Origin of the sequence: Sphingomonas sp. PWP1-2, assembly GCF_049898305.1 — a bacterium.
Classification (GTDB): domain Bacteria; phylum Pseudomonadota; class Alphaproteobacteria; order Sphingomonadales; family Sphingomonadaceae; genus Sphingomonas; species Sphingomonas glacialis.
The window spans coordinates 320,855-340,300 of the sequence record NZ_JAFCXM010000001.1 but is presented as its reverse complement, the minus strand read 5'-3'; the positions used below and the strand labels follow the sequence as shown (position 1 = coordinate 340,300).

Here is a 19,446-nt window from a genome sequence, read left to right as displayed (position 1 = left end):
CTTGGGGGAGGGCGTTTAGGCGTGCAGCGTCAGCCACTCGTCTTCCGGAGCCCGTGCACTGCGTAAGCGGTTCGCGGGCTCTGTCGTATCTTCCACCCCGATCGCCATGCCGCAGAACAGCATCCGTTCGGCCGGCAGCGCGATCGCCTCGCCCACCGTCTCGGGATACATCGCCCAGCATTCCTGCGCGCAACTTCCCAGCCCCGCCTCGACCGCGAGCAGCATCACGTTCTGCAGATACATGCCGAGATCGGCCCATTGCGGCGGCCCCATCCGCCGGTCGACGCTACAGAACAAAGCCGCGGGCGCCCCGAAAAATTGGAAGTTGCGCGCGAACCATAGCCGCCGCGCCGCCTTGTCCTCGCGCGGGATGCCGATCTCGCGATACATCGCCTCGCCCACCGCAAAGCGCCGGTCGCGATACGGCGCGACGAGTTCGCTCGGATAGATATCATACGCCGCCGTCTCGGGCTGGCCCCATTGGATCTTGTGCAGCACCGCTGCCTTCAGCCGTTCCAGCGGCGCGCCGGTCAGCACGTCGACATGCCACGGCTGGAGGTTGCCGCCGGTTGCTGCGCGTGCCGCCTTGGTGACGATGCCGTGGAGCACCGCCGGGTCGACCGGATCGCTCAGGAAACCGCGTACCGATCGGCGCGCTGCAATCGCTTCGCTCACATCCATATGCTTGGCCTTTCGATCATCGGGTACGTCGTTCCACCTTGCCCAAGCGCCTGGAGTACGGCAATAGAGGTTGCAAACAGAAACCGATTATGGAGAGTCGAGCATGGCCGAAGCCTATATCGTTGATGCAGTGCGCACCGCGGGCGGCAAGCGCGGCGGGAAACTCGCTGGCTGGCACCCCGTCGACATGGCGGCGTCGGTGCTCGACGCGATCGTCGAGCGCACCGGGATCGACGGCGCCGCGGTCGACGACGTGATCATGGGCTGCGTCATGCAGGGCGGGCAGCAGGCCGGACAAGTCGGCCGCAACGCCGTGCTCGCCGCCAAGAACCTTCCCGACAGCGTGCCCGCCGTGTCGATCGACCGGCAGTGCGGATCGTCGCAGCAGGCGCTGCAGTTCGCCGCGCAGGCGGTGATGTCGGGAACGCAGGACATCGTCATCGCCGCGGGCGTCGAGAGCATGACGCGCGTGCCGATGGGCACCACCGCGACGCTGTTCATGAAAGAGGGCCTGGGCAACTACAAGTCGCCGCGGCTCGAGGAAAAATACCCCGGCATCATGTTCAGCCAGTTCATGGGCGCCGAGATGATCGTCAAGAAGCACGGCTTCGACCGCGCGATGCTCGACGCCTTCGCGCTCGAGAGCCACCGCCGCGCGCAGGCGGCGACCGAGCGCGGCGACTTTGCCGACGAGATCATTGCGCTGGAGATCGAGACGCCCGAGGGGGTTGTCCAGCACAGCACCGACGAGGGCATCCGCTACGGCGCGACGCTCGAGAGCATCGGTTCGGTCAAATTGCTCCAGGAAGGCGGCAGCATTAGCGCGGCCAATGCCAGCCAGATCTGCGACGGCGCCTCCGCGGTGATGATCGTCAGCGAGGCGGCGCTCAAGGCGCACAACCTCACGCCGATCGCGCGGATCGTCAACCTGACCGTGACGGGCGGCGACCCCGTCATCATGCTCGAGGAGCCGCTGTTCGCGACCGACCGCGCACTGCAACGCTCTGGCATGAAGATCGAGGAGATCGACCTGTATGAGGTCAACGAGGCGTTCGCGCCCGTCCCGCTCGCGTGGTTGAAGCATACCGGTGGCGATCCGGCGAAGCTTAACGTCAATGGCGGCGCGATCGCGCTCGGGCATCCGCTTGGCGCTTCGGGCACCAAGCTGATGGCGACGTTGGTGCACGCGCTGCAGAAATCGGGCGGGCGGTATGGCCTGCAGACGATGTGCGAAGGCGGCGGCGTCGCTAACGTGACCATCATCGAACGGGTCTGATCCCCGTCGCCCCGGCGGAGGCCGGGGCCGTCCCGTTGCGACGCGCAACGGTGGCACCGCACCCAACAGACCGGCCCCGGCCTCCGCCGGGGCGACGAATTTAGGGGGACCTCACATGAATCTCGACTCCACCACCGCTGCAGTCGTTACCGGCGGCGCATCGGGCCTCGGCGCCGCCACCGCCCGCGCGCTCGCCGCCAAGGGCGTCAAGGTCGCAATCTTCGATCTGCAGGCCGAAAAAGGCGAGGCGCTCGCTGCCGAGATCGGTGGCGTGTTCTGCGAAGTGAACGTGACGTCGGACGAGTCGGTCGACGCCGGCTTCGCCAAGGCGCGCGCGGCCAACGGCCAGGAAGCCGTGCTCGTCTGCTGCGCGGGGACCGGCAATGCGGTCAAGACCGCGAGCCGCTCGAAGGAAGACGGCAGCATCAAGCATTTCCCGCTCGCCGCGTTCGACTGGCTCATTCAGATCAACCTGATCGGTACCTTCCGCTGCGTCGCCAAATCGGCGGCGGGGATGCTGACGCTGACGCCCGGCGAAGACGGCGAGCGCGGCGCGATCGTGATGACCGCGAGCGTCGCCGCTGAGGACGGGCAGATCGGCCAGGCGGCCTATTCCGCGTCGAAGGGCGGCGTCGTCGGCATGACGCTGCCGATCGCGCGCGACCTGATGGGCGAAGGCATCCGCATCAACACGATCCTGCCCGGCATCTTCGAGACCCCGCTGATGCAGGGCGCGCCGCAGGCGGTGAAGGACAATCTCGCGGCGAGCGTCCCCTTCCCCAAGCGGCTGGGCATTCCCACGGAATATGCGCATCTCGCGCTGACGATGCTCGAGAACAGCTATTTCAACGGCGAGGACGTCCGCCTCGACGGCGCGATCCGCATGGCGCCGCGCTGACGTAAACTCCCCTCCCCTTCAGGGGAGGGGTCGGGGGTGGGGCGGGGTCTCACCGAGACCGGGTCGTCGAATTCGCGGCACGGCCCCACCCCAACCCCTCCCCTGAAGGGGAGGGGCTTTTGGAGAATTTCATGCCCCGTCCCGATCCCGCGCGCCTCGACCCCGCGACCTACCCCCATACCGTCACGATCCAGACGCGTTTCCAGGATCTCGACGTGCTCGGCCATATCAACAATGTCGCGATGGCGGCGCTGTTCGAAAGCGGGCGGGTGCGCTTCAACCAGGCGATCAAGCTGCACGGCTGGGCGGGGCATCGCTGGCTCGTCGCGCGGGTCGAGATCAATTATCTTGGCGAGGGCTTCTTCCCCGCCGATGTCGAGATCGCGAGCGGGATCGGCGAGATCGGCACCCGCAGCTGGAACATCCTCTCGGCCGCCTTCCAGAACGGCGCTTGCATCGCGACGTGCGATGTCGTGCTGGTGATGAGCGCGAGTGGCGGGCTCACCGCACTCCCTGACGAATTCCGTGCAGGACTGGAGGCCAACCGCCTGCGGCTATGATGCGGTGGCGGGCATCCGCCGCGACCCGAAGTGCCAGACGAGCAGTACCGGTTCGATCAGCGCCATGCCGATGAAGATGCTCGTCAGCCGCTCGAGCGCCGGGCGGATCGCCACCTCGGCATAGCTGTCGGGCACTAAGGTCACCAGGATCGCCAGCGTGAATTGCAGCCCGAGATAGGGCACGCGCCCGCCGGCATTTTCGATATGCCGCCCGATCGCGACGCCGAGGCATGTCCCCGCGATCAGCACCGGCGCCGATCCGTGCGCGACGACCAGCACGGCGGCGGCCAGCGCGCCACCGCCGATGCAGCCGAGCGCGCGGTGCCACAGCCGCTTGCTCACCGGTGCCAGACCGCTGCGCCCGAGCCGCGCCACCGGTACGATCATCACCGTCATCACGGTCACGCTTGCCTGCGCCAATTGCGGGATCCCGAACAGCGCATGGAGCGGCGGCAGCAGCGCGAGCGTCACGCCCGCTTGCGCGGCGTGGCGCGCGGCGTCGCGATGCCAGCCGATCCGCTGCGCCGGCACCGCAGGCGGCGCAGGCCAGCGCCGCCGAACGGTCAGCGTCGAGATCAGGCTGACCGCGACGCACGCCGCCGTGCCCGCAAGCACTTCGAGCAAACGCGTCTGCGCAAACGCCAGCGTGTCGAGCGCAGGATGCTCGAGCGTGTCGAGCAGGATCAGCTCGAAGGTCAGGCCGAGCAGCAGCCACGCATAGGCACGCTTGGCGGTGAGCATCCCGTACAGGCCGATCGCCCCCATCACCGCCGCCGCGAGCGATGCCATCGGGAGCGAGCGCACCGCATAGGGCACGATCAGCAATGCCGCCCCCGCCCCGACCGCGGTGCCGACGATCCGCAGCAACCCGCGCAACAACGTCTGCGCGACATGGCCGCGCATCAGCACGAAACCGGTGAACGCCGCCCAGGCGACGCTCTTCGCGCCGATCGTGTGCGCGAGCAGGATCGCCAGCGCGACCGAGGCCACGCATTCGAGCTCGTCGATCATCCGCGGGCCGGGCGTGAAGAAGGTCGAGAGGGCGCGGCCGACGCGGGATTGGAAGAACTGGGTGAGCCGGCGCTGCATCGCGGTGGCTATGGCGCAAAGCGGGCGGCGCTTAAAGGCCACTTCCCGTCGCCCCGGCCTTGTGCCGGGGCCCACCGTGACAACGAAATGCATGCCGCAGGATACGCGGCACGGTGGACCCCGGCACAAGGCCGGGGTGACGAAGAGAGGCGGGGTCGCGGCAGCCAGCGGTGCAGACGGTGCAAGGCGGAGGCTAGACGTCCAGCGGGAGTGCCCGCTTAATCCGCGTCCCCGAACCGCGCCGGGCGCTTCTGGATGTTGGCCGCGACTTGCTCCATCATCGGCGGCTGGCCGATCACCTTGACCTGCTCGTAGGTCTCGGCCTCGAGCATAGCGCGCGGGTCGGCGTCGAACGCCATGGAGCACAGCCGCTTGGCACCGCGGATCGCGTTGGGGCTCTTGGCGGCGATGTCGTGCGCCAGCGCCAGCGCCGCGGCATGCGGATCCTCGGCGATGCGCGTGATGAAGCCGTGGTGGAGCGCTTCTTCGGCACCGAATTCGCGCGAGGTATAGACGAGCTCGCGCAGCACGTCGTCGCGCACCAGCCCGCGCCAGATCGGGAAGCCCGCCATGTCGGGCACCAGCCCCCAATAGCTTTCGCGGATCGCAAAGCGCGTGTCGGGCGCGGCGATGCGAATGTCGGCGCCCGACATGATCTGGAAGCCGCCGCCGAACGCCACGCCGTGGACCGCGGCGATCACCGGCATCGGCAGATTGCGCCAGCCCCAGGTGACGTGCTGCGGCAGGATCGCGCCCTGGTCGTTACGCTCGTTGCGCGACAGCCCCGAGCCGCCGCCCGCCATGCTCGTCATGTCGAGCCCGGCGCAGAACGCGCGCCCCTCGCCCGACAGCACGACGCAGCGCACGTCCTTGCGCGGATGCAGCGCATCGATCGCCGCGCCGATACCTTCGAACATCGCCGGGTCGATCGCGTTCATCTTGTCGGCGCGCGCGAGGCGGACGTCGGCGATATGATCGGTGATCGTGGTCGATACGCGGTCGTTCATCTGTCTCTCCATCGGCGTCACACGCTCTGCGCGCCGGTCTCTGCCCAATATTGGTCGCGCAGCAAGCGCTTGTACAATTTGCCCGTCGCGTGGCGCGGCAGTTCCGCCGCAAAATCGATCTGGCGCGGTGTCTTCACCCCCGACAGCTCGGCGCGGCACCACGCGGTGAGCTCGGAGGCGAACGCCGGCCCCGCTTCCGCCATATCGACCGGCTGGACCACCGCGACGACCCGCTCGCCCATTTCGGGGCACGGCGCGCCGATCACCGCGACATCGGCGACGCGCGGGTGGGTGATCAGGCGGTTCTCGATTTCCTGCGGATAGATGTTCACCCCGCCCGAGATGATCATGAAGCTCTTGCGATCGGTGAGGTAGAGGTAGCCGTCCTCGTCGATCCGCCCGATATCGCCGAGCGTCGTCCAGCCATGCGCGTTGCGCGCCTCCGCGGTCTTGGCCGGGTCGTTGTGATATTCGAACGGCGTACCGCCCTCGAAATAGACCAGCCCCTGCTCGCCCGGCGGCAGTTCGGCGCCATCCTCGCCGCAAATGTGGAGCACGCCGTACGCCGCCTTGCCGACCGAGCCCTTGTGCGCCAGCCATTCGGGTGAGGCGATCGTCGTTAGGCCGTTGCCCTCCGACCCGGCATAATATTCGTAGAGCACCGGCCCCCACCAGTCGATCATCGCCTCTTTTACAGGGATGGGACACGGCGCGGCGGCGTGGATCGCGACCTTGAGGCTCGACAGATCGTGGCGCGCACGCGTCGCTTCGTCGAGCTTGAGCATCCGCACGAAATGCGTCGGCACCCATTGGCTCGCATTAACGTGATAGCGTTCGATCGCGGCGAGCGCGGCTTCGGGGTCGAAATGCTCCATCATCACGACGGTGCCGCCGAGCCTTTGCACCGTCATCGACCAGCGCAGCGGCGCGGCGTGATAGAGCGGCGCCGGGCTGAGATAGATACTGTCGGGCCCGAGCCCGTACAGCCCGCGCGCGAGCATCTCGAGCACGGTGCCAGCAGCGATATCGGGATCCTCTGGCAGCGCGACGCGCACGCCCTTGGGGCGTCCTGTCGTTCCCGACGAATAGAGCATGTCGACGCCCGCACGTTCGTCGGCGATGGGCGTATCCGGCATCGCGGCGACCGCGTCTTCCCACGCGGCCCATCCCGCCACCGGTCCGCCGACCGAAAAGCGCGCGAGCTCGGTGCCCAGCGCGGCGGTCACTCCGGCGAGGCTGGCCGAGACGATGACGAGTCGCGCGCCCGAATCCTTGAAGATGTAATCGACTTCGGGGGCGGTCAGCTTGGTCGATATGCAGACGAAGAACAGCCCCGCACGCTGCGCGCCCCAAGCGATGTCGTAGAAGGCCGGGCTGTTCTCGAGGCACAGCGCGATCGTGTCGCCGGCCTTCAGCCCCTTCGCGCGGAACAGATGCGCCGCCCGGTTCGAACGTGCGTCGAGCTCCGCGAAGCTGACGCGCTCGCCGGTTTCGGCGACGATCAGCGCGGGTTTGCCGGGATCGGTGCGCGCGTGCACGCTCGGATGCGACATTTCAGACCCTCCTGAACGGCCGCTTGCGGGCCGTTTCGTTTTCTTTTGCAACGCGATGCTATACCGGCCTGCCGAACGCCGCAAGCGGCTCGCCAATGCCACGGCGCTCGCCCCTTGCACGCACGCGGCTTTGCGATACAGCGCCCGGCATCATGGCCGCCGACACCCCCTCCGCCTTCGACCCGCAACGCTTCAGCCGGCTTGGCGTCGGCGGGCATGGCGGCCTGCTCAAGCTGAGCTATCACAGCCATGGGCCCGACTGGGTCGAGCTGCAACTGCCCTATCAGACCGACCTGATCGGCGACCCGTCGAGCGGCGTGCTCGCCTCGGGGCCGATCCTGACGATGATGGACATGGCGACGAGCCTTGCGGTGTGGACCAAGCTCGGCACCTTCCGACCGCACGCGACGCTCGATCTGCGGATCGACTACCTCCGCCCAGCGACGCCGGGCAAGACGGTGTACGGGCGCGGCGAATGCTACCGTATCACGCGCTCGATCTCGTTCGTGCGCGGTCAGGCGCATGACGGCGACCCGGCCGATCCGCTCGCGCATGTCGCGGGCACCTTCATGTTCACGGATGCCGCCTGATGTTGCCGCCTTATGCCGACTTGCTGGGGATCGCCGTTGCCGGGGGCGACGATCCGACGCTGTTGACGATGCCGAGCGCGACCAGCTTGCTCGGGCGGCCGGGCTATCTGCACGGCGGCGCGATCGGCGGGATGCTCGAAATGGCCGCGATCGTCGCGCTACGATATGCCCTCGCCGAGGATGGCGGCGGGCAGATCAAGCCGATCAACGTCACGGTCGATTACATGCGCGGCGGGCGCGAGAAACCGACCTTCGCGCGCGGGGTCGTGACGCGGCTCGGCGGGCGCGTCGCCAATGTCGAGGCGACGGCGTGGCAGGATGATCCGGCCAAGCCCATTGCCGCCGCGCGGATGAACTATCTGATCGTGCGGGGGTAATCACCCGCTACCCGTCACCCCGGCCTTGTGCCGGGGGCCACCGGGACGCGAGAGCATCGGCCGGGGCGGGTGCGGCACGGTGGGCCCCGGCACAAGGCCGGGGTGACGGAAAGGGGTTATGGTTTTGGCGACAACCGAACCAATTTCCCGTCATCCTGCAGCAACCAGATCGCCCCATCGGGCGCCTGCGCGACGTCGCGGATTCGCGCGCCCATGTCCCACTGGTCGGCGACCGTCGCACTGTCCCCGTTGAGCGCAACGCGGATCAGCGACTCGCCCGACAGCGCGCCGATCAGCAGAGAACCGCGATACGCCGGGAACATCTCGCCCGAATAATAGGCCATCCCGCCCGGCGAGATCGACGGGTTCCACCACAGTTTGGGCGCTTCGAGATCGGGGCGGCTGGGATGATCGGGGATCGGCTTGCCCGAATAATTGTCGCCGTTGGAAACGATCGGCCACCCGTAATTCTTGCCCGGCAGGATCAGGTTGAGCTCGTCGCCACCCTTGGGCCCCATCTCCTCTTCCCACAGCCGGCCATCGGGCGTGAACACCAGGCCGTATGGGTTGCGATGCCCGCTGCTCCACGTCTCCGCGCGCACCCCGCCCGCTGCCGCCATCGGATTGCCCGGCGCCGCCTCGCCGTCGAGCGTCAGGTGCAGGATCTTGCCAAGCGCCTGCTCTGGGTCCTGCGCCGGCGTGAAACGCTGCCGCTCGCCCGAGGAGAGGAAGAGCGACTTGCCGTCGGGCGCGAAGGCGATGTTCGCACCGAACTGCCCACCGACACCATCCGACCCCGCGCGCCACAGCACTTGCAGATTGACCAGAGCCGTTCCGGTGAACTGCCCGCGCGCCAGCGCCAGACTGCTGCCGCCCGGGCGCGGTTCGGAATAGCTGATATAGACGAGCTTGCTCTTGGCGAAATCGGGCGCTGGCGCGATGTCGAGCAGGCCGCCCTGATTGTCGTTGAGCACCTTGGGCGCGCCGGTGATATCGGCGATCGACCCGTCGGCGCGGCGCAGCTTGATCTTGCCCGCCTTCTCGGTGACGAGCGCGCTGCCGTCGGGCAGCACCGCGATCGCGAACGGCTCGCTGAAGGTCGCGAGCGTCGCTTGCGCAAACGGCGGCTTGGTCGCGGCGCGGTTTGCGCGGCCCGTCGTCGCGGGGACGTTTCGGATCGTCGCGGCGGGCGCGTCGTCGGGCAAGCTGGTGACAGGCGCGCGGTTCGGCCGAGCCGTCGGGGTCGGTGCCGCAGCGGCCGCGGCGGCGTTCGATTGCTGCGGCTGCGCGGAGCAGGCCGTCGCGGCCAGCACCAGAGCAACGAAAGGCGTGCGGGACGACGACAACATGGAGTTCTCCTGTAAGTGTTTCGAAAACCGCCATCACCCCGGACTTGTTCCGGGGTCCACCGTGCGACACAGACAGCGGGCGTGGGCGTACGCTGCACCGTGGACCCCGGAACAGGTCCGGGGTGACGCGCTCGCGAGAACGGCTTGCCAGCCCCCGCGCTTGCGCCTATATCGCGATCACTCTCTACATCGTCAGGTGAAGAGGCTGGAGCCCCCCGGTTCCGGCGCCGAGCCCCTTTGCCTAACCGACTCGAGGATTTCCATTGGCCGAAACGCCCGATCTGACCGCCCTGATTGCTCCCGAAGCTGCGGCTTTGGGTTTCGATCTGGTGCGCGTGAAGCTGTTCGGCGGCAAGGGCGACCTCACGCTGCAGGTGATGGCCGAGCGCCCCGATACGCGCCAGCTGACGATCGAGGATTGCGCCGAACTGTCGCGCCGCATCTCCGACGTGCTCGACACGCTCGAGGCCGAGGGCCGCGACCCGATCACCGACGAATATCGCCTCGAAGTGTCGTCACCCGGGATCGACCGGCCGCTGACGCGCCTCAAGGACTTCGCCGATTGGACGGGGCATGAGGCGCGCATCGTGCTTGCGGCGCCGATCGAGGGCCGCAAGGTGCTCACCGGGTTGCTCAAGGGCGTCGAGGATGATCGCATCACCATCTATCTCCCCAAGCATGGCGAGATGGAAATCGGGTACGACCAGGTCGGCACCGCCAAGCTGGTGCTGACCGACGCGCTGATCGCGGCCACCCGGCCGCTTTCGATCGAGGGCGTCGAAGAAGAAGAAATCGAAGACGAAGCGCTGCCCGAGGGCATTGAAGACGAAGGACACAAGTGATGGCCACCGCAGGAACTTCAGGCGTTACCGCCAACCGCGCCGAGCTGATCGCCATTGCGAACGCCGTCGCCACTGAGAAGATGATCGACAAGGGCATCGTCATCGAGGCAATGGAAGACGCGATCCAGCGCGCCGCCAAGGCGCGCTACGGCGCCGAGAACGACATTCGCGCCAAGCTCGATCCCAACACCGGTGACCTCCGCTTGTGGCGCGTCGTCGAAGTGGTCGAGGCGGTCGACGATTACTTCAAGCAGGTGAACCTCAAGGAAGCGCAGAAGCTCCAGAAGGACTCGGTCGTCGGCGATTACATCGTCGATCCGCTGCCCCCGATCGAATTCGGCCGCATCGCCGCGCAGGCCGCCAAGCAGGTCATCTTCCAGAAGGTCCGCGACGCCGAGCGCGAGCGCCAGCATGAAGAGTTCAAGGACCGGATGGGTGAGATCATCACCGGCGTCGTCAAGCGCGTCGAGTTCGGCCATGTCGTCGTCGATCTCGGCCGCGCCGAGGGCGTGATCCGTCGCGACCAGCAGATCCCGCGCGAAGTCGTCCGCGTCAACGACCGCATCCGCTCGCTGATCCTCAACGTCCGCCGCGAAAACCGCGGGCCCCAGATCTTCCTCAGCCGCGCGCACCCCGACTTCATGAAGAAGCTGTTCGCGCAGGAAGTGCCCGAAATCTACGACGGCATCATCGAGATCAAGGCCGCTGCCCGCGACCCGGGTTCGCGCGCGAAGATCGGCGTGATCAGCCATGATTCGTCGATCGATCCGGTCGGCGCGTGCGTCGGTATGAAGGGCAGCCGCGTTCAGGCGGTCGTCCAGGAAATGCAGGGCGAGAAGATCGACATCATTCCGTGGTCGCCCGACACCGCGACCTTCGTCGTCAACGCGCTGCAGCCGGCCTCGGTCAGCCGCGTCGTGATCGACGAGGAAGAGGATCGCATCGAAGTCGTCGTTCCGGACGACCAGCTGTCGCTCGCGATCGGCCGTCGTGGCCAGAACGTGCGTTTGGCGTCGCAGCTCACCGGCAAGGCGATCGACATCCTGACCGAGCAGGATGCGTCCGAGAAGCGCCAGAAGGAATTCGCCGAGCGCACCGAGATGTTCCAGACCGAATTGGACGTCGACGAGACGCTCGCGCAGCTGCTCGTCGCCGAGGGCTTCGGCGCGCTCGAGGAAGTCGCCTATGTCGAGGTCGAGGAAATCGCCTCGATCGAAGGCTTCGACGACGATCTCGCCGCCGAGCTGCAGAGCCGCGCGGCCGAGGCGCTCGAGCGTCGCGAAGGTGCGAACCGCGAGGAACGCCGCGCGATGGGCGTCGAGGACGCGCTTGCCGAGCTGCCGCATCTCAACGAGGCGATGCTCGTCACGCTCGGCAAGGCCGGGATCAAGACGCTCGACGACCTCGCAGATCTCGCGACCGACGAGCTGATCCAGAAGAAGCGCCAGGAACAGCGCCGCCGCGCCGAGGGCGCCGACGCCAACAAGCGCCCCGAGGACAAGGGCGGTGTGCTCGGTGAGTATGGCCTGAGCGAAGCGCAGGGCAACGAGATCATCATGGCCGCGCGTGCGCACTGGTTCGACGAAGAGCCGGCAGCGGCAGCGACTGCCTCGGAGGAGAGCGAAGCCTGATGCCGTTCGTCAGCATCCGCATTTCGGGCAGCGCGACCAAGGACCAGAAGTCCGCAATCGTCGCCGATGTCACCCGGTCGCTCGTCGAGCGGCTGGGCAAGGACCCGGCTGCGGTGCAGATCGTGATCGAAGAAGTGCGCCTCGAGAATTACGGCGCGGGCGGGATTCTGCTTGCTGACCGTGATGCGCCCACCCCCAAGCCGCAGGAGGACGCTCATGCGGAATCCTCGCAATGACACGCTAGGCGCTACCGAAACTCCCCTCCCGCTTGCGGGAGGGGCTGGGGGAGGGCCTGACGAGGGCGCGTCCCCTGCTGACAGCCCCTCCCCTAACCCAGTTTCAGGTCGGTCAGGCTTCCAGCCTGACCTGAACGATGCGGGGCATCGTTCACCTGAAACTCGCAAGCGGGAGGGGGAGGAAGCGGTGCGACGTTGCATCCTGCTCGGCGAACGCGCGCCGCGCGAAGCGCTGGTGCGACTCGCGCTGTCGCCGGACGGCCACGTCCTCCCCGACGTGCGCGCCAAGGCCCCCGGCCGCGGTGCCTGGATCGGCGTGACGCGCGCAGAGCTCGAAACCGCGATCGCCAAGGGCAAGCTCAAGGGCGCGTTTGCCCGCGCGTTCAAGACCGGCCCGGTGATGATCCCCGACGACCTGCCGCAGATGATCGCGACCGCGCTCGAACGCGCCGTGCTCGACCGACTCGGCCTCGAGGCCCGCACTGGCCATCTGCTCACCGGCTCGGACAAGATCGAGACCGCGGCACGCTCGGGCAAGCTCACCATGCTGCTCCACGCGTCCGACGCAGGCACCGACGGCAACCGCAAGCTCGACCAGGCGTGGCGAATCGGCAACGATGAAGAAGGCAGCGCTTTGCGGGGGTTGGCACTGCCGGTGTCACGCACCATATTGGCCGTGGCGCTAGGTCGGCAGAATGTGGTACATATCGGCCTGACAGAACGCGATGCTGCAAAGCGGGTGGGCGAAACGCTCAACCGCTGGCTGCATTTCATCGGCCCCGAATCCGCCCTCGTGGCTTGCGAAACACCGTCGCAAGGCGCATCGGCGCACATATCCAACCCGGCGGGAAGTGGCATCCCTGCTGCGGCTGACGACGACACATGCGAGGAATTTGAGTGAGCGATACCGACAACGAAAAGCCGAAACTCGGAATGCGTCAGCCGCTCGGGCTGAAGCGCACGATCGAGACCGGCCAGGTCAAGCAGAGCTTCAGCCATGGACGGCAGAACACCGTCCAGGTCGAAGTGAAGCGCCGTCGCGTGCTCGGGCCCGGCGGCGCGCCGGTCGCGGCACCCGTCGAGCAGGCCGCTCCGGCACCGGCGCCCGTCGCCGCGCCGCGTCCGGTCGCGCCGACCCCGCCGCCGCCGCCGCCCGTCTCGCCCGGCAATTCGCTGCTCTCGCGCCAGGAGCTCCAGGCCAAGCTGCTGCGCGAAGCCGACGAAGCGCGGATGAACGCGCTCGAGGAAACGCGTCGCCGCGAGGAACGTCTGCGGATCGAGGCGCAAGCCGAAGAGCGCCGCCGCGCCGAGGAAAATCGCCGTGCCGGTGATGCCCCCGACAGCGCCGCCGCGCCCGACCCCGTGCCGCAGCCGGCGCCCGAGCCTGTCGCGGCCCCGGTTGCCGAAGCTGCTGAGCCCGTCGCCGCATCAGCCCCGGCCGTCGAAGCCGCACCCGCGCCCGCCCCTGCGGCGGCTGCCCCGGTCGCTGCTCCGGCTGCGCCTGCGCCCGTCGCTGCTGCGCCGGCCCCTGCTCCCGCGCCAGCCGCACCGCCCGCCCCGGCGCTGCGTCCGCTGAGCCTCGAGCGCGATCCGTCGATGCCGGCACCGCGCCTGTTCACGCCAGTGCCGCGTCCCGAGCGTCCGCGTCCGGCACCGCCTGCCCCGGCGCCCGAGCCAGCGCCTGCTGCCGCCACGCCGGCTGCAGGTGCTGCCGGTGCCGCCAAGCGTCCCGCCATCGGCGTTGCCGCGCCGGTTGCGCCGAACGAACCCGCGCGTCCCGGCCAGCGTGACCGCAAGGGCGACGAGCGTCGCGGCGGCAAGCTGACCGTCAACCGTGCGCTCGACGGCGGCGACGGCGCCCGCGCCCGTTCGCTCGCCGCGCTCAAGCGTGCGCGCGAAAAGGAACATCGCCGCATGGGTGGCCCGCGCGAAGTGCAGGCCAAGCAAGTCCGCGACGTCGTCGTGCCCGAAGCGATCACCGTCCAGGAACTCGCCAACCGCATGGCCGAGAAGGGCGCCGACCTCGTCAAGATGCTGTTCAAGATGGGCTCGCCCGTCACGATGACGCAGACGATCGACCAGGATACGGCCGAGCTGCTGGTGACCGAATTCGGCCACAACATCGTCCGCGTCAGCGATTCGGACATCGACATCGCGATCGAGACCGATGCCGATCCCGAGGACACGCTGCTGCCGCGTCCGCCGGTGGTCACGATCATGGGCCATGTCGATCACGGCAAGACCTCGCTGCTCGACGCTTTGCGCGGCACCGACGTCGTGCGCGGTGAGGCCGGTGGCATCACCCAGCATATCGGCGCCTATCAGGTCACGCTGAAGGACAAGTCGAAGGTCACCTTCCTCGACACGCCGGGCCACGAAGCCTTCACCGAAATGCGCCAGCGCGGCGCCAACGTGACCGACATCGTCGTGCTCGTTGTCGCAGCCGACGACGCGATCAAGCCGCAGACGGTCGAGGCGATCAACCACACCAAGGCCGCTGGCGTCCCGATGATCGTCGCGATCAACAAGGTCGACAAGCACGACGCCAATCCGCAGAAGGTCCGCGAGGCGCTGCTGCAGTATGAAGTCGTGGTCGAGGAAATGTCGGGCGACGTCCAGGACGTCGAAGTCTCGGCGCTCAAGAAGACCGGGCTCGACGAGCTGATCGAGAAGATCCAGCTCCAGGCCGAACTGCTCGAACTGAAGGCCAACCCGAACCGCGCGGCCGAAGGCACCGTGATCGAAGCCAAGCTCGACAAGGGCCGTGGTCCCGTCGCGACGGTGCTCGTCAACCGCGGCACGCTCAAGGTCGGCGACATCTTCGTCGTCGGCGCCGAGAGCGGCAAGGTCCGCGCGATGACCAACGACAAGGGCCAGCACATCAAGGAAGCCGGCCCGTCGATGCCGGTCGAGGTCCTCGGTCTCTCGGGTGTCCCGCGTGCGGGCGATCCGCTGTCGGTGGTCGAGAACGAAGCGCGTGCGAGGGAGGTTGCAGAGTACCGTCAGAGCGTCATTACTTCGAAGCGCACTGGCGGTGGTCCGGCGAGCCTCGAGTCGATGTTCTCGGCTCTCAAGGAAAAGCAGGCGATCGAATATCCGCTGGTGGTCAAGGCCGACACGCAAGGGTCGGTCGAGGCGATCGTCGGGGCGATCAACAAGATCTCGACCGATCTCATCAAGGCGCGCGTGCTGCATTCGGGCGTCGGTGGTATCACCGAGAGCGACGTTACGCTGGCGGGTGCATCGGGCGCGCCGATCATCGGCTTCAACGTTCGTCCGAACGCCAAGGCGCGTGAGATCGCCGAGCGTCACAAGGTTGCGTTCAAGTACTACGACGTGATCTACGACCTCACCGACGAGATCCGCGCCGGCATGGCGGGCGAGCTCGGGCCGGAAGCGTTCGAAACGGTCGTCGGCCGCGCCGAAATCCGCGAGGTCTTCTCGGCGGGCAAGCACGGCAAGGCAGCGGGTCTGCTCGTTACCGAGGGCAACATCCGCAAGGCGCTCAAGGCGCGTATCACCCGGGCGGATGTCATCATCTACCAGGGCGAGATCGCCTCGCTGCGCCGCTTCAAGGACGATGTGGCCGAAGTGCGGGCGGGTCTGGAGTGCGGCGTGACCTTCACGTCGAACTTCGTCGACATCAAGCCGGGCGACTTCCTCGAAACGTTCGAAGTCGAACTGCGCGAACGCACACTGTAATCGTGTTCCCCTCTCCCGCTTTCGCGGGAGAGGTAGGGGCCTGCGCAGCGGGAGGGTGAGGGTTTTCTTCTTCCTCCTGCTCGTCACGCCTCGACGAAGAAGACCCTCACCCAACCCTCTCCCGCCAAGGCGGGCGAGGGCTTTAGGCTTTAGCCATGCGCCCCAACGAAACCGCCGAATCCCGCAACGTCCGCCTGCTCCGCGTCGGCGAGCAGATGCGCCACACGTTGAGCGACATCCTCGCGCGCGGCGACGTGCATGACGAGACGCTCGCCAAGCATTCCGTGACGATCACCGAAGTCCGCATGTCGCCCGACCTGCGCCATGCGACCGTGTTCATGAAGCCGCTGCTCGGCCGCGACGAGGAAGCCGTGTTGAAGGCGTTGCGCACCAACACCGCCTACCTCCAGCGCGAGGTCGCGGCGCGCGTCCACATGAAATATGCCGCCAAGCTCAAGTTCCTCGCGGACGACAGCTTCGACGAAGGCAGCCACATCGACACATTGCTCCGCGATCCCAAGGTGGCTCGGGATTTAGAGAACCCTACAGAAAGCTAATAGCGATGGCGCGCTCAGCCGCCGCATAGGTGGTTCCTATTGTAGGGATCGCCTTCAAATGGCGGCGGGCTCCACGGTTTGTCGATATCCGCCGCTTGACCGAGCAGCTTTGTAACAGCCAGATCCGGTGTCGCACCCGATGCGATCCAAGCTGGCGGATGCGTCCAAAACAAACTGGCGGTCACGTCATCGCGCCCCGGGCCCTTCTCTATGACCCAAGCCGCGCGCATCACGCCGTCAACTAACCGATCGGCGCACGCGACAGCGAACCAAGCGCCGCAACTATAGACACCCTGGTACCGGTCTCCAACGACCCCGACAGGGTAAAAACTGGCAGGAATGACACTGGACATCCGTCGATCTTCCCGCTTCTTGTCCTGATGGCCAAGCTCTATTTCTACTATGCGTCGATGAACGCGGGCAAATCGACCAACCTGCTGCAGGCCGATTTCAACTATCGCGAGCGCGGGATGCGCACGGTGCTGCTCACCGCAGGCGTCGACGATCGTTTTGCCGCGGGGACGATCACCTCGCGGATCGGCTTGGCCGCCGATGCGATCGCGTTCGATCGCGACACCGATCTCATCGCGGTCGTGACGCGCGAGGGCGAGGCTCCGCCCGCCTGCGTGCTGGTCGACGAAGCGCAATTCCTCACCGCCACCCAGGTCGATCACCTTGCTACCCTTGCGGACTTCCACGGCATTCCCGTGCTCGCCTACGGGCTGCGCACCGACTTCCTCGGCGCCTTGTTCGAGGGTTCGGCACGACTGCTGGCGATCGCCGACTCGCTGATCGAGATCAAATCGGTCTGCGCGTGCGGGCGTAAGGCAACGATGAACCTGCGCGTCGATCCCACCGGCCGCGCGGTCGCGGCGGGGGCGCAGACTGAGATTGGCGGCAACGATCTGTACATTGCGCTGTGTCGTCGCCATTTCAGCGAAGCGCTTTCCGCCGCCTGACCCGAACGGACCCCGATGACCAACCCCGACCTGCCCTACACCATCGCGGTGTGGCTCATCCCGCTTGTGATCGCGATCGTGTTCCACGAGGTGGCGCACGGCTATGTCGCGCGGATCTTCGGCGATCATACCGCCGAGCGGATGGGGCGCCTGACGCTCAACCCGATCAAACATGTCGATCCGATCGGGACGGTCGTGCTGCCGATGATCCTGGCGATCGCGCATGCGCCGATCTTCGGCTGGGCCAAACCCGTGCCGGTGGTTGCGTCGCAGATGCGCAACCCGCGACGCGACATGGTGCTGGTCGCGCTGGCAGGCCCTGCGACCAACTTCGTGCTGGCGACGCTGACCGCGCTGGGGCTGGCGGCGTTCGTTGGTTTCGCGCGCGTTCCCCCCGAGGGCGCGCCGCATACGGCGATCGGCTTCGTTTTCGATTCGCTCTACAGCTTCCTGCAAATCAACGTTTTCCTGGGTGTGTTCAATTTGATCCCGCTGCCGCCGTTCGATGGCGGGCACGTCGTGCAGGGCCTTCTGCCCCGCCCCGCCGCGATCCAATATGCCAAGCTCGCACGGTTCGGTCTGCCACTACTGCTGATCCTGCTGTTCGTGCTGCCGATGATCAGCCCGCAGTTCGACATCATCCGCCGTGTCATCGGGCCGATCGCCAACGCCGTCTTCGACTTCTTCGCCGGTATCGCACAGCTCGACGGGTTGTGAGCGGCATGCACGGCTGGCTGATCCTCGACAAGCCGATCGGGCTTGGTTCCACGCAGGCCGTCGCGGCGGTAAAGCGCGCTCTGCGCGCCTCGGGCCATGATGTGAGCAAGCGCGGCATCAAGGTCGGGCATGGCGGGACGCTCGATCCGCTTGCCACCGGCGTGCTGCCGATCGCGCTCGGCGAGGCGACCAAGCTCGCCGGGCGGATGCTCGACAGCGACAAGGTGTACGACTTTACCGTGACTTTCGGAGCGGAGACCGACACGCTCGATCTCGAGGGCAAGGTGATCGCCGAGAGCGCGGTGCGGCCGACGCTGGCGAAGGTCGAGGCTGTTTTGCCGCGCTTCACCGGGCCGATCGAACAGGTGCCGCCGATCTATTCCGCGCTGAAGGTGGATGGCGAGCGCGCCTATGATCTTGCGCGCGCTGGCGAGGCGGTGGTGCTGGCGAGCCGGTCTGTGACGATCCATTCGCTCGTCTGCGTTCGAGAAGAAGGCCCTCACCCAACCCTCTCCCGCGAAGGCGGGAGATCGCTTTCCGCTCCCTCTCCTTCTCCCGCCTTCGCGGGAGAAGGTCGGGATGAGGGCCTTCTTCTTGACCACATCACCCTCACTGCCCACGTCTCGAAGGGCACCTATATCCGCAGCCTCGCGCGCGACATCGCGATCGCGCTCGGAACCGTCGGCCACGTCACCATGCTGCGCCGCACCAAGGCCGGCCCCTTCACCCTCGAAAACGCGATATCGCTGGACAAACTGGCCGAACTCGGGCAGGCGCGCGCCCTTGAAGACAAACTCCTGCCATTGAGGGCGGGGCTGGACGACATCCCGGCTCTCTCCCTCTCCCCCGATCAGGCAGGGCTGCTCCGTCAGGGGCGGGTGTTGATCGGGATCGCCGCCGACGACGGCTCCTACTTCGCGACATCGGAAGAAATTCCCGTCGCTCTGGTGGAAGTCGAGAACCGCGAGGTTCGCGTCGTTCGCGGTTTCAATCTCTGAATGATGTCGAAGGAAGAAGCATGACGATCACTGCAGAGCGCAAGGACGCGCTCGTCAAGGAACATGGCCGCGTCGAAGGCGACACCGGCAGCCCCGAAGTACAGGTCGCGATCCTCACCGAGCGCATCCGCAACCTGACCGAACACTTCAAGGGCCACAAGAAGGACAACCATTCGCGCCGCGGGCTGCTGATGATGGTCAACAAGCGGCGCACGCTGCTCGACTATCTCCGCCACAAGGACGGGGCGCGGTATACCGCCCTCATCGCGAAGCTCGGGTTGCGCAAGTAACTCAGGACCTCACGGAACGGCGCCCTCGGGCGCCGTTTCTACATCCAACCCCTTTCGCCATTCCGCAATTCGGCGGTTTGGCCGGGAGCCACGAAAGGCTCCGAACCGCGCGGACCGGCTAGTCCGCACATAGG

At 67.0% G+C, this 19,446-nt stretch carries 20 protein-coding genes; 15 read left to right on the top strand and 5 right to left on the bottom strand.

Going from position 1 to position 19,446, the window contains the following annotated elements; all coding sequences use genetic code 11:
• Nucleotides 1–15: 15 nt before the first annotated feature.
• A complete protein-coding gene (locus ACP7C5_RS01675) occupies nucleotides 16–681 on the bottom strand; it encodes a nitroreductase (RefSeq protein ID WP_189675520.1) in 666 nt (221 codons plus the stop codon).
• Between the two features lie 103 nt (nucleotides 682–784).
• Here ACP7C5_RS01675 and ACP7C5_RS01670 point away from each other — a divergent pair, with 103 nt between their 5' ends.
• The 3 genes from ACP7C5_RS01670 (at nucleotide 785) to ACP7C5_RS01660 (ending at nucleotide 3,415) form a co-directional block, all read left to right on the top strand.
• Nucleotides 785–1,957, top strand: a complete 1,173-nt coding sequence (locus ACP7C5_RS01670) for an acetyl-CoA C-acetyltransferase (RefSeq protein ID WP_426262964.1) — start codon at nucleotides 785–787, stop codon at nucleotides 1,955–1,957.
• A 115-nt stretch (nucleotides 1,958–2,072) separates the two neighbouring features.
• Nucleotides 2,073–2,855 carry an SDR family NAD(P)-dependent oxidoreductase gene (locus tag ACP7C5_RS01665; protein ID WP_426262963.1) on the top strand — a complete coding sequence of 261 codons (783 nt, stop codon included), beginning with the start codon at nucleotides 2,073–2,075 and terminating at the stop codon, nucleotides 2,853–2,855.
• A gap of 131 nt (nucleotides 2,856–2,986) precedes the next feature.
• Entirely contained in the window at nucleotides 2,987–3,415 is a 429-nt protein-coding gene (locus ACP7C5_RS01660; RefSeq protein ID WP_133190112.1) for an acyl-CoA thioesterase, read from the top strand.
• On the opposite strand, the gene ACP7C5_RS01655 is transcribed toward ACP7C5_RS01660, so the two are convergent.
• The 3 genes from ACP7C5_RS01655 to ACP7C5_RS01645 all read right to left on the bottom strand — a co-directional run bounded on the left by ACP7C5_RS01655 (nucleotide 3,410) and on the right by ACP7C5_RS01645 (nucleotide 7,064).
• Entirely contained in the window at nucleotides 3,410–4,504 is a 1,095-nt protein-coding gene (locus ACP7C5_RS01655) for an FUSC family protein (RefSeq protein ID WP_426262962.1), read from the bottom strand. The genes ACP7C5_RS01660 and ACP7C5_RS01655 overlap by 6 nt on opposite strands.
• Nucleotides 4,505–4,722: 218 nt before the next feature.
• Nucleotides 4,723–5,511, bottom strand: a complete 789-nt coding sequence (locus ACP7C5_RS01650) for a crotonase/enoyl-CoA hydratase family protein (protein WP_426262961.1) — start codon at nucleotides 5,509–5,511, stop codon at nucleotides 4,723–4,725.
• Nucleotides 5,512–5,528: 17 nt separating this feature from the next.
• Nucleotides 5,529–7,064: an acyl-CoA synthetase gene (locus tag ACP7C5_RS01645; protein WP_426262960.1), complete on the bottom strand. Its 1,536-nt coding sequence runs from the start codon at nucleotides 7,062–7,064 to the stop codon at nucleotides 5,529–5,531.
• A gap of 152 nt (nucleotides 7,065–7,216) precedes the next feature.
• Here ACP7C5_RS01645 and ACP7C5_RS01640 point away from each other — a divergent pair, with 152 nt between their 5' ends.
• Nucleotides 7,217–7,654, top strand: coding sequence for a PaaI family thioesterase (locus ACP7C5_RS01640; RefSeq protein ID WP_426262959.1), 438 nt, complete (start codon nucleotides 7,217–7,219; stop codon nucleotides 7,652–7,654).
• Nucleotides 7,654–8,031, top strand: a complete 378-nt coding sequence (locus tag ACP7C5_RS01635) for a PaaI family thioesterase (RefSeq protein ID WP_426262958.1) — start codon at nucleotides 7,654–7,656, stop codon at nucleotides 8,029–8,031. Before ACP7C5_RS01640 ends, ACP7C5_RS01635 begins: the two co-directional genes overlap by 1 nt.
• A gap of 116 nt (nucleotides 8,032–8,147) precedes the next feature.
• Here ACP7C5_RS01635 and ACP7C5_RS01630 read toward each other — a convergent pair whose 3' ends face one another.
• Complete coding sequence (locus ACP7C5_RS01630; RefSeq protein ID WP_426262957.1) at nucleotides 8,148–9,380, bottom strand: PQQ-dependent sugar dehydrogenase; 1,233 nt, start codon at nucleotides 9,378–9,380, stop codon at nucleotides 8,148–8,150.
• 263 nt (nucleotides 9,381–9,643) lie between these two features.
• Between ACP7C5_RS01630 and rimP the strand changes: the two genes are divergently transcribed.
• The 10 genes from rimP (at nucleotide 9,644) to rpsO (ending at nucleotide 19,312) form a co-directional block, all read left to right on the top strand.
• Nucleotides 9,644–10,222 (top strand): ribosome maturation protein RimP, encoded by a 579-nt coding sequence (gene rimP, locus ACP7C5_RS01625; protein ID WP_426262956.1) that lies wholly within the window; start codon nucleotides 9,644–9,646, stop codon nucleotides 10,220–10,222.
• Nucleotides 10,222–11,853, top strand: coding sequence for a transcription termination factor NusA (gene nusA, locus ACP7C5_RS01620; protein WP_189675528.1), 1,632 nt, complete (start codon nucleotides 10,222–10,224; stop codon nucleotides 11,851–11,853). The genes rimP and nusA overlap by 1 nt, the downstream gene beginning before the upstream one ends.
• On the top strand, nucleotides 11,853–12,089 hold the full coding sequence (locus tag ACP7C5_RS01615; protein ID WP_426262955.1) for a tautomerase family protein: 237 nt from the start codon (nucleotides 11,853–11,855) through the stop codon (nucleotides 12,087–12,089). The genes nusA and ACP7C5_RS01615 overlap by 1 nt, the downstream gene beginning before the upstream one ends.
• A gap of 187 nt (nucleotides 12,090–12,276) precedes the next feature.
• On the top strand, nucleotides 12,277–12,990 hold the full coding sequence (locus tag ACP7C5_RS01610) for a DUF448 domain-containing protein (protein ID WP_426262954.1): 714 nt from the start codon (nucleotides 12,277–12,279) through the stop codon (nucleotides 12,988–12,990).
• A complete protein-coding gene (infB, locus tag ACP7C5_RS01605; protein ID WP_426262953.1) occupies nucleotides 12,987–15,791 on the top strand; it encodes a translation initiation factor IF-2 in 2,805 nt (934 codons plus the stop codon). Before ACP7C5_RS01610 ends, infB begins: the two co-directional genes overlap by 4 nt.
• Before the next feature lie 155 nt (nucleotides 15,792–15,946).
• Nucleotides 15,947–16,348 carry a 30S ribosome-binding factor RbfA gene (rbfA, locus tag ACP7C5_RS01600; protein WP_426262952.1) on the top strand — a complete coding sequence of 134 codons (402 nt, stop codon included), beginning with the start codon at nucleotides 15,947–15,949 and terminating at the stop codon, nucleotides 16,346–16,348.
• A gap of 380 nt (nucleotides 16,349–16,728) precedes the next feature.
• Nucleotides 16,729–17,307: a thymidine kinase gene (locus ACP7C5_RS01595; RefSeq protein ID WP_426262951.1), complete on the top strand. Its 579-nt coding sequence runs from the start codon at nucleotides 16,729–16,731 to the stop codon at nucleotides 17,305–17,307.
• Nucleotides 17,308–17,322: 15 nt separating this feature from the next.
• A complete protein-coding gene (locus tag ACP7C5_RS01590) occupies nucleotides 17,323–18,024 on the top strand; it encodes a site-2 protease family protein (RefSeq protein ID WP_426262950.1) in 702 nt (233 codons plus the stop codon).
• A 5-nt stretch (nucleotides 18,025–18,029) separates the two neighbouring features.
• The gene (truB, locus tag ACP7C5_RS01585) at nucleotides 18,030–19,022 is read left to right on the top strand and encodes a tRNA pseudouridine(55) synthase TruB (RefSeq protein ID WP_426262949.1); all 993 of its coding nucleotides are present in this window, start codon (nucleotides 18,030–18,032) and stop codon (nucleotides 19,020–19,022) included.
• Nucleotides 19,023–19,042: 20 nt separating this feature from the next.
• Nucleotides 19,043–19,312 (top strand): 30S ribosomal protein S15, encoded by a 270-nt coding sequence (rpsO, locus tag ACP7C5_RS01580; protein ID WP_010183700.1) that lies wholly within the window; start codon nucleotides 19,043–19,045, stop codon nucleotides 19,310–19,312.
• Nucleotides 19,313–19,446: the final 134 nt, after the last annotated feature.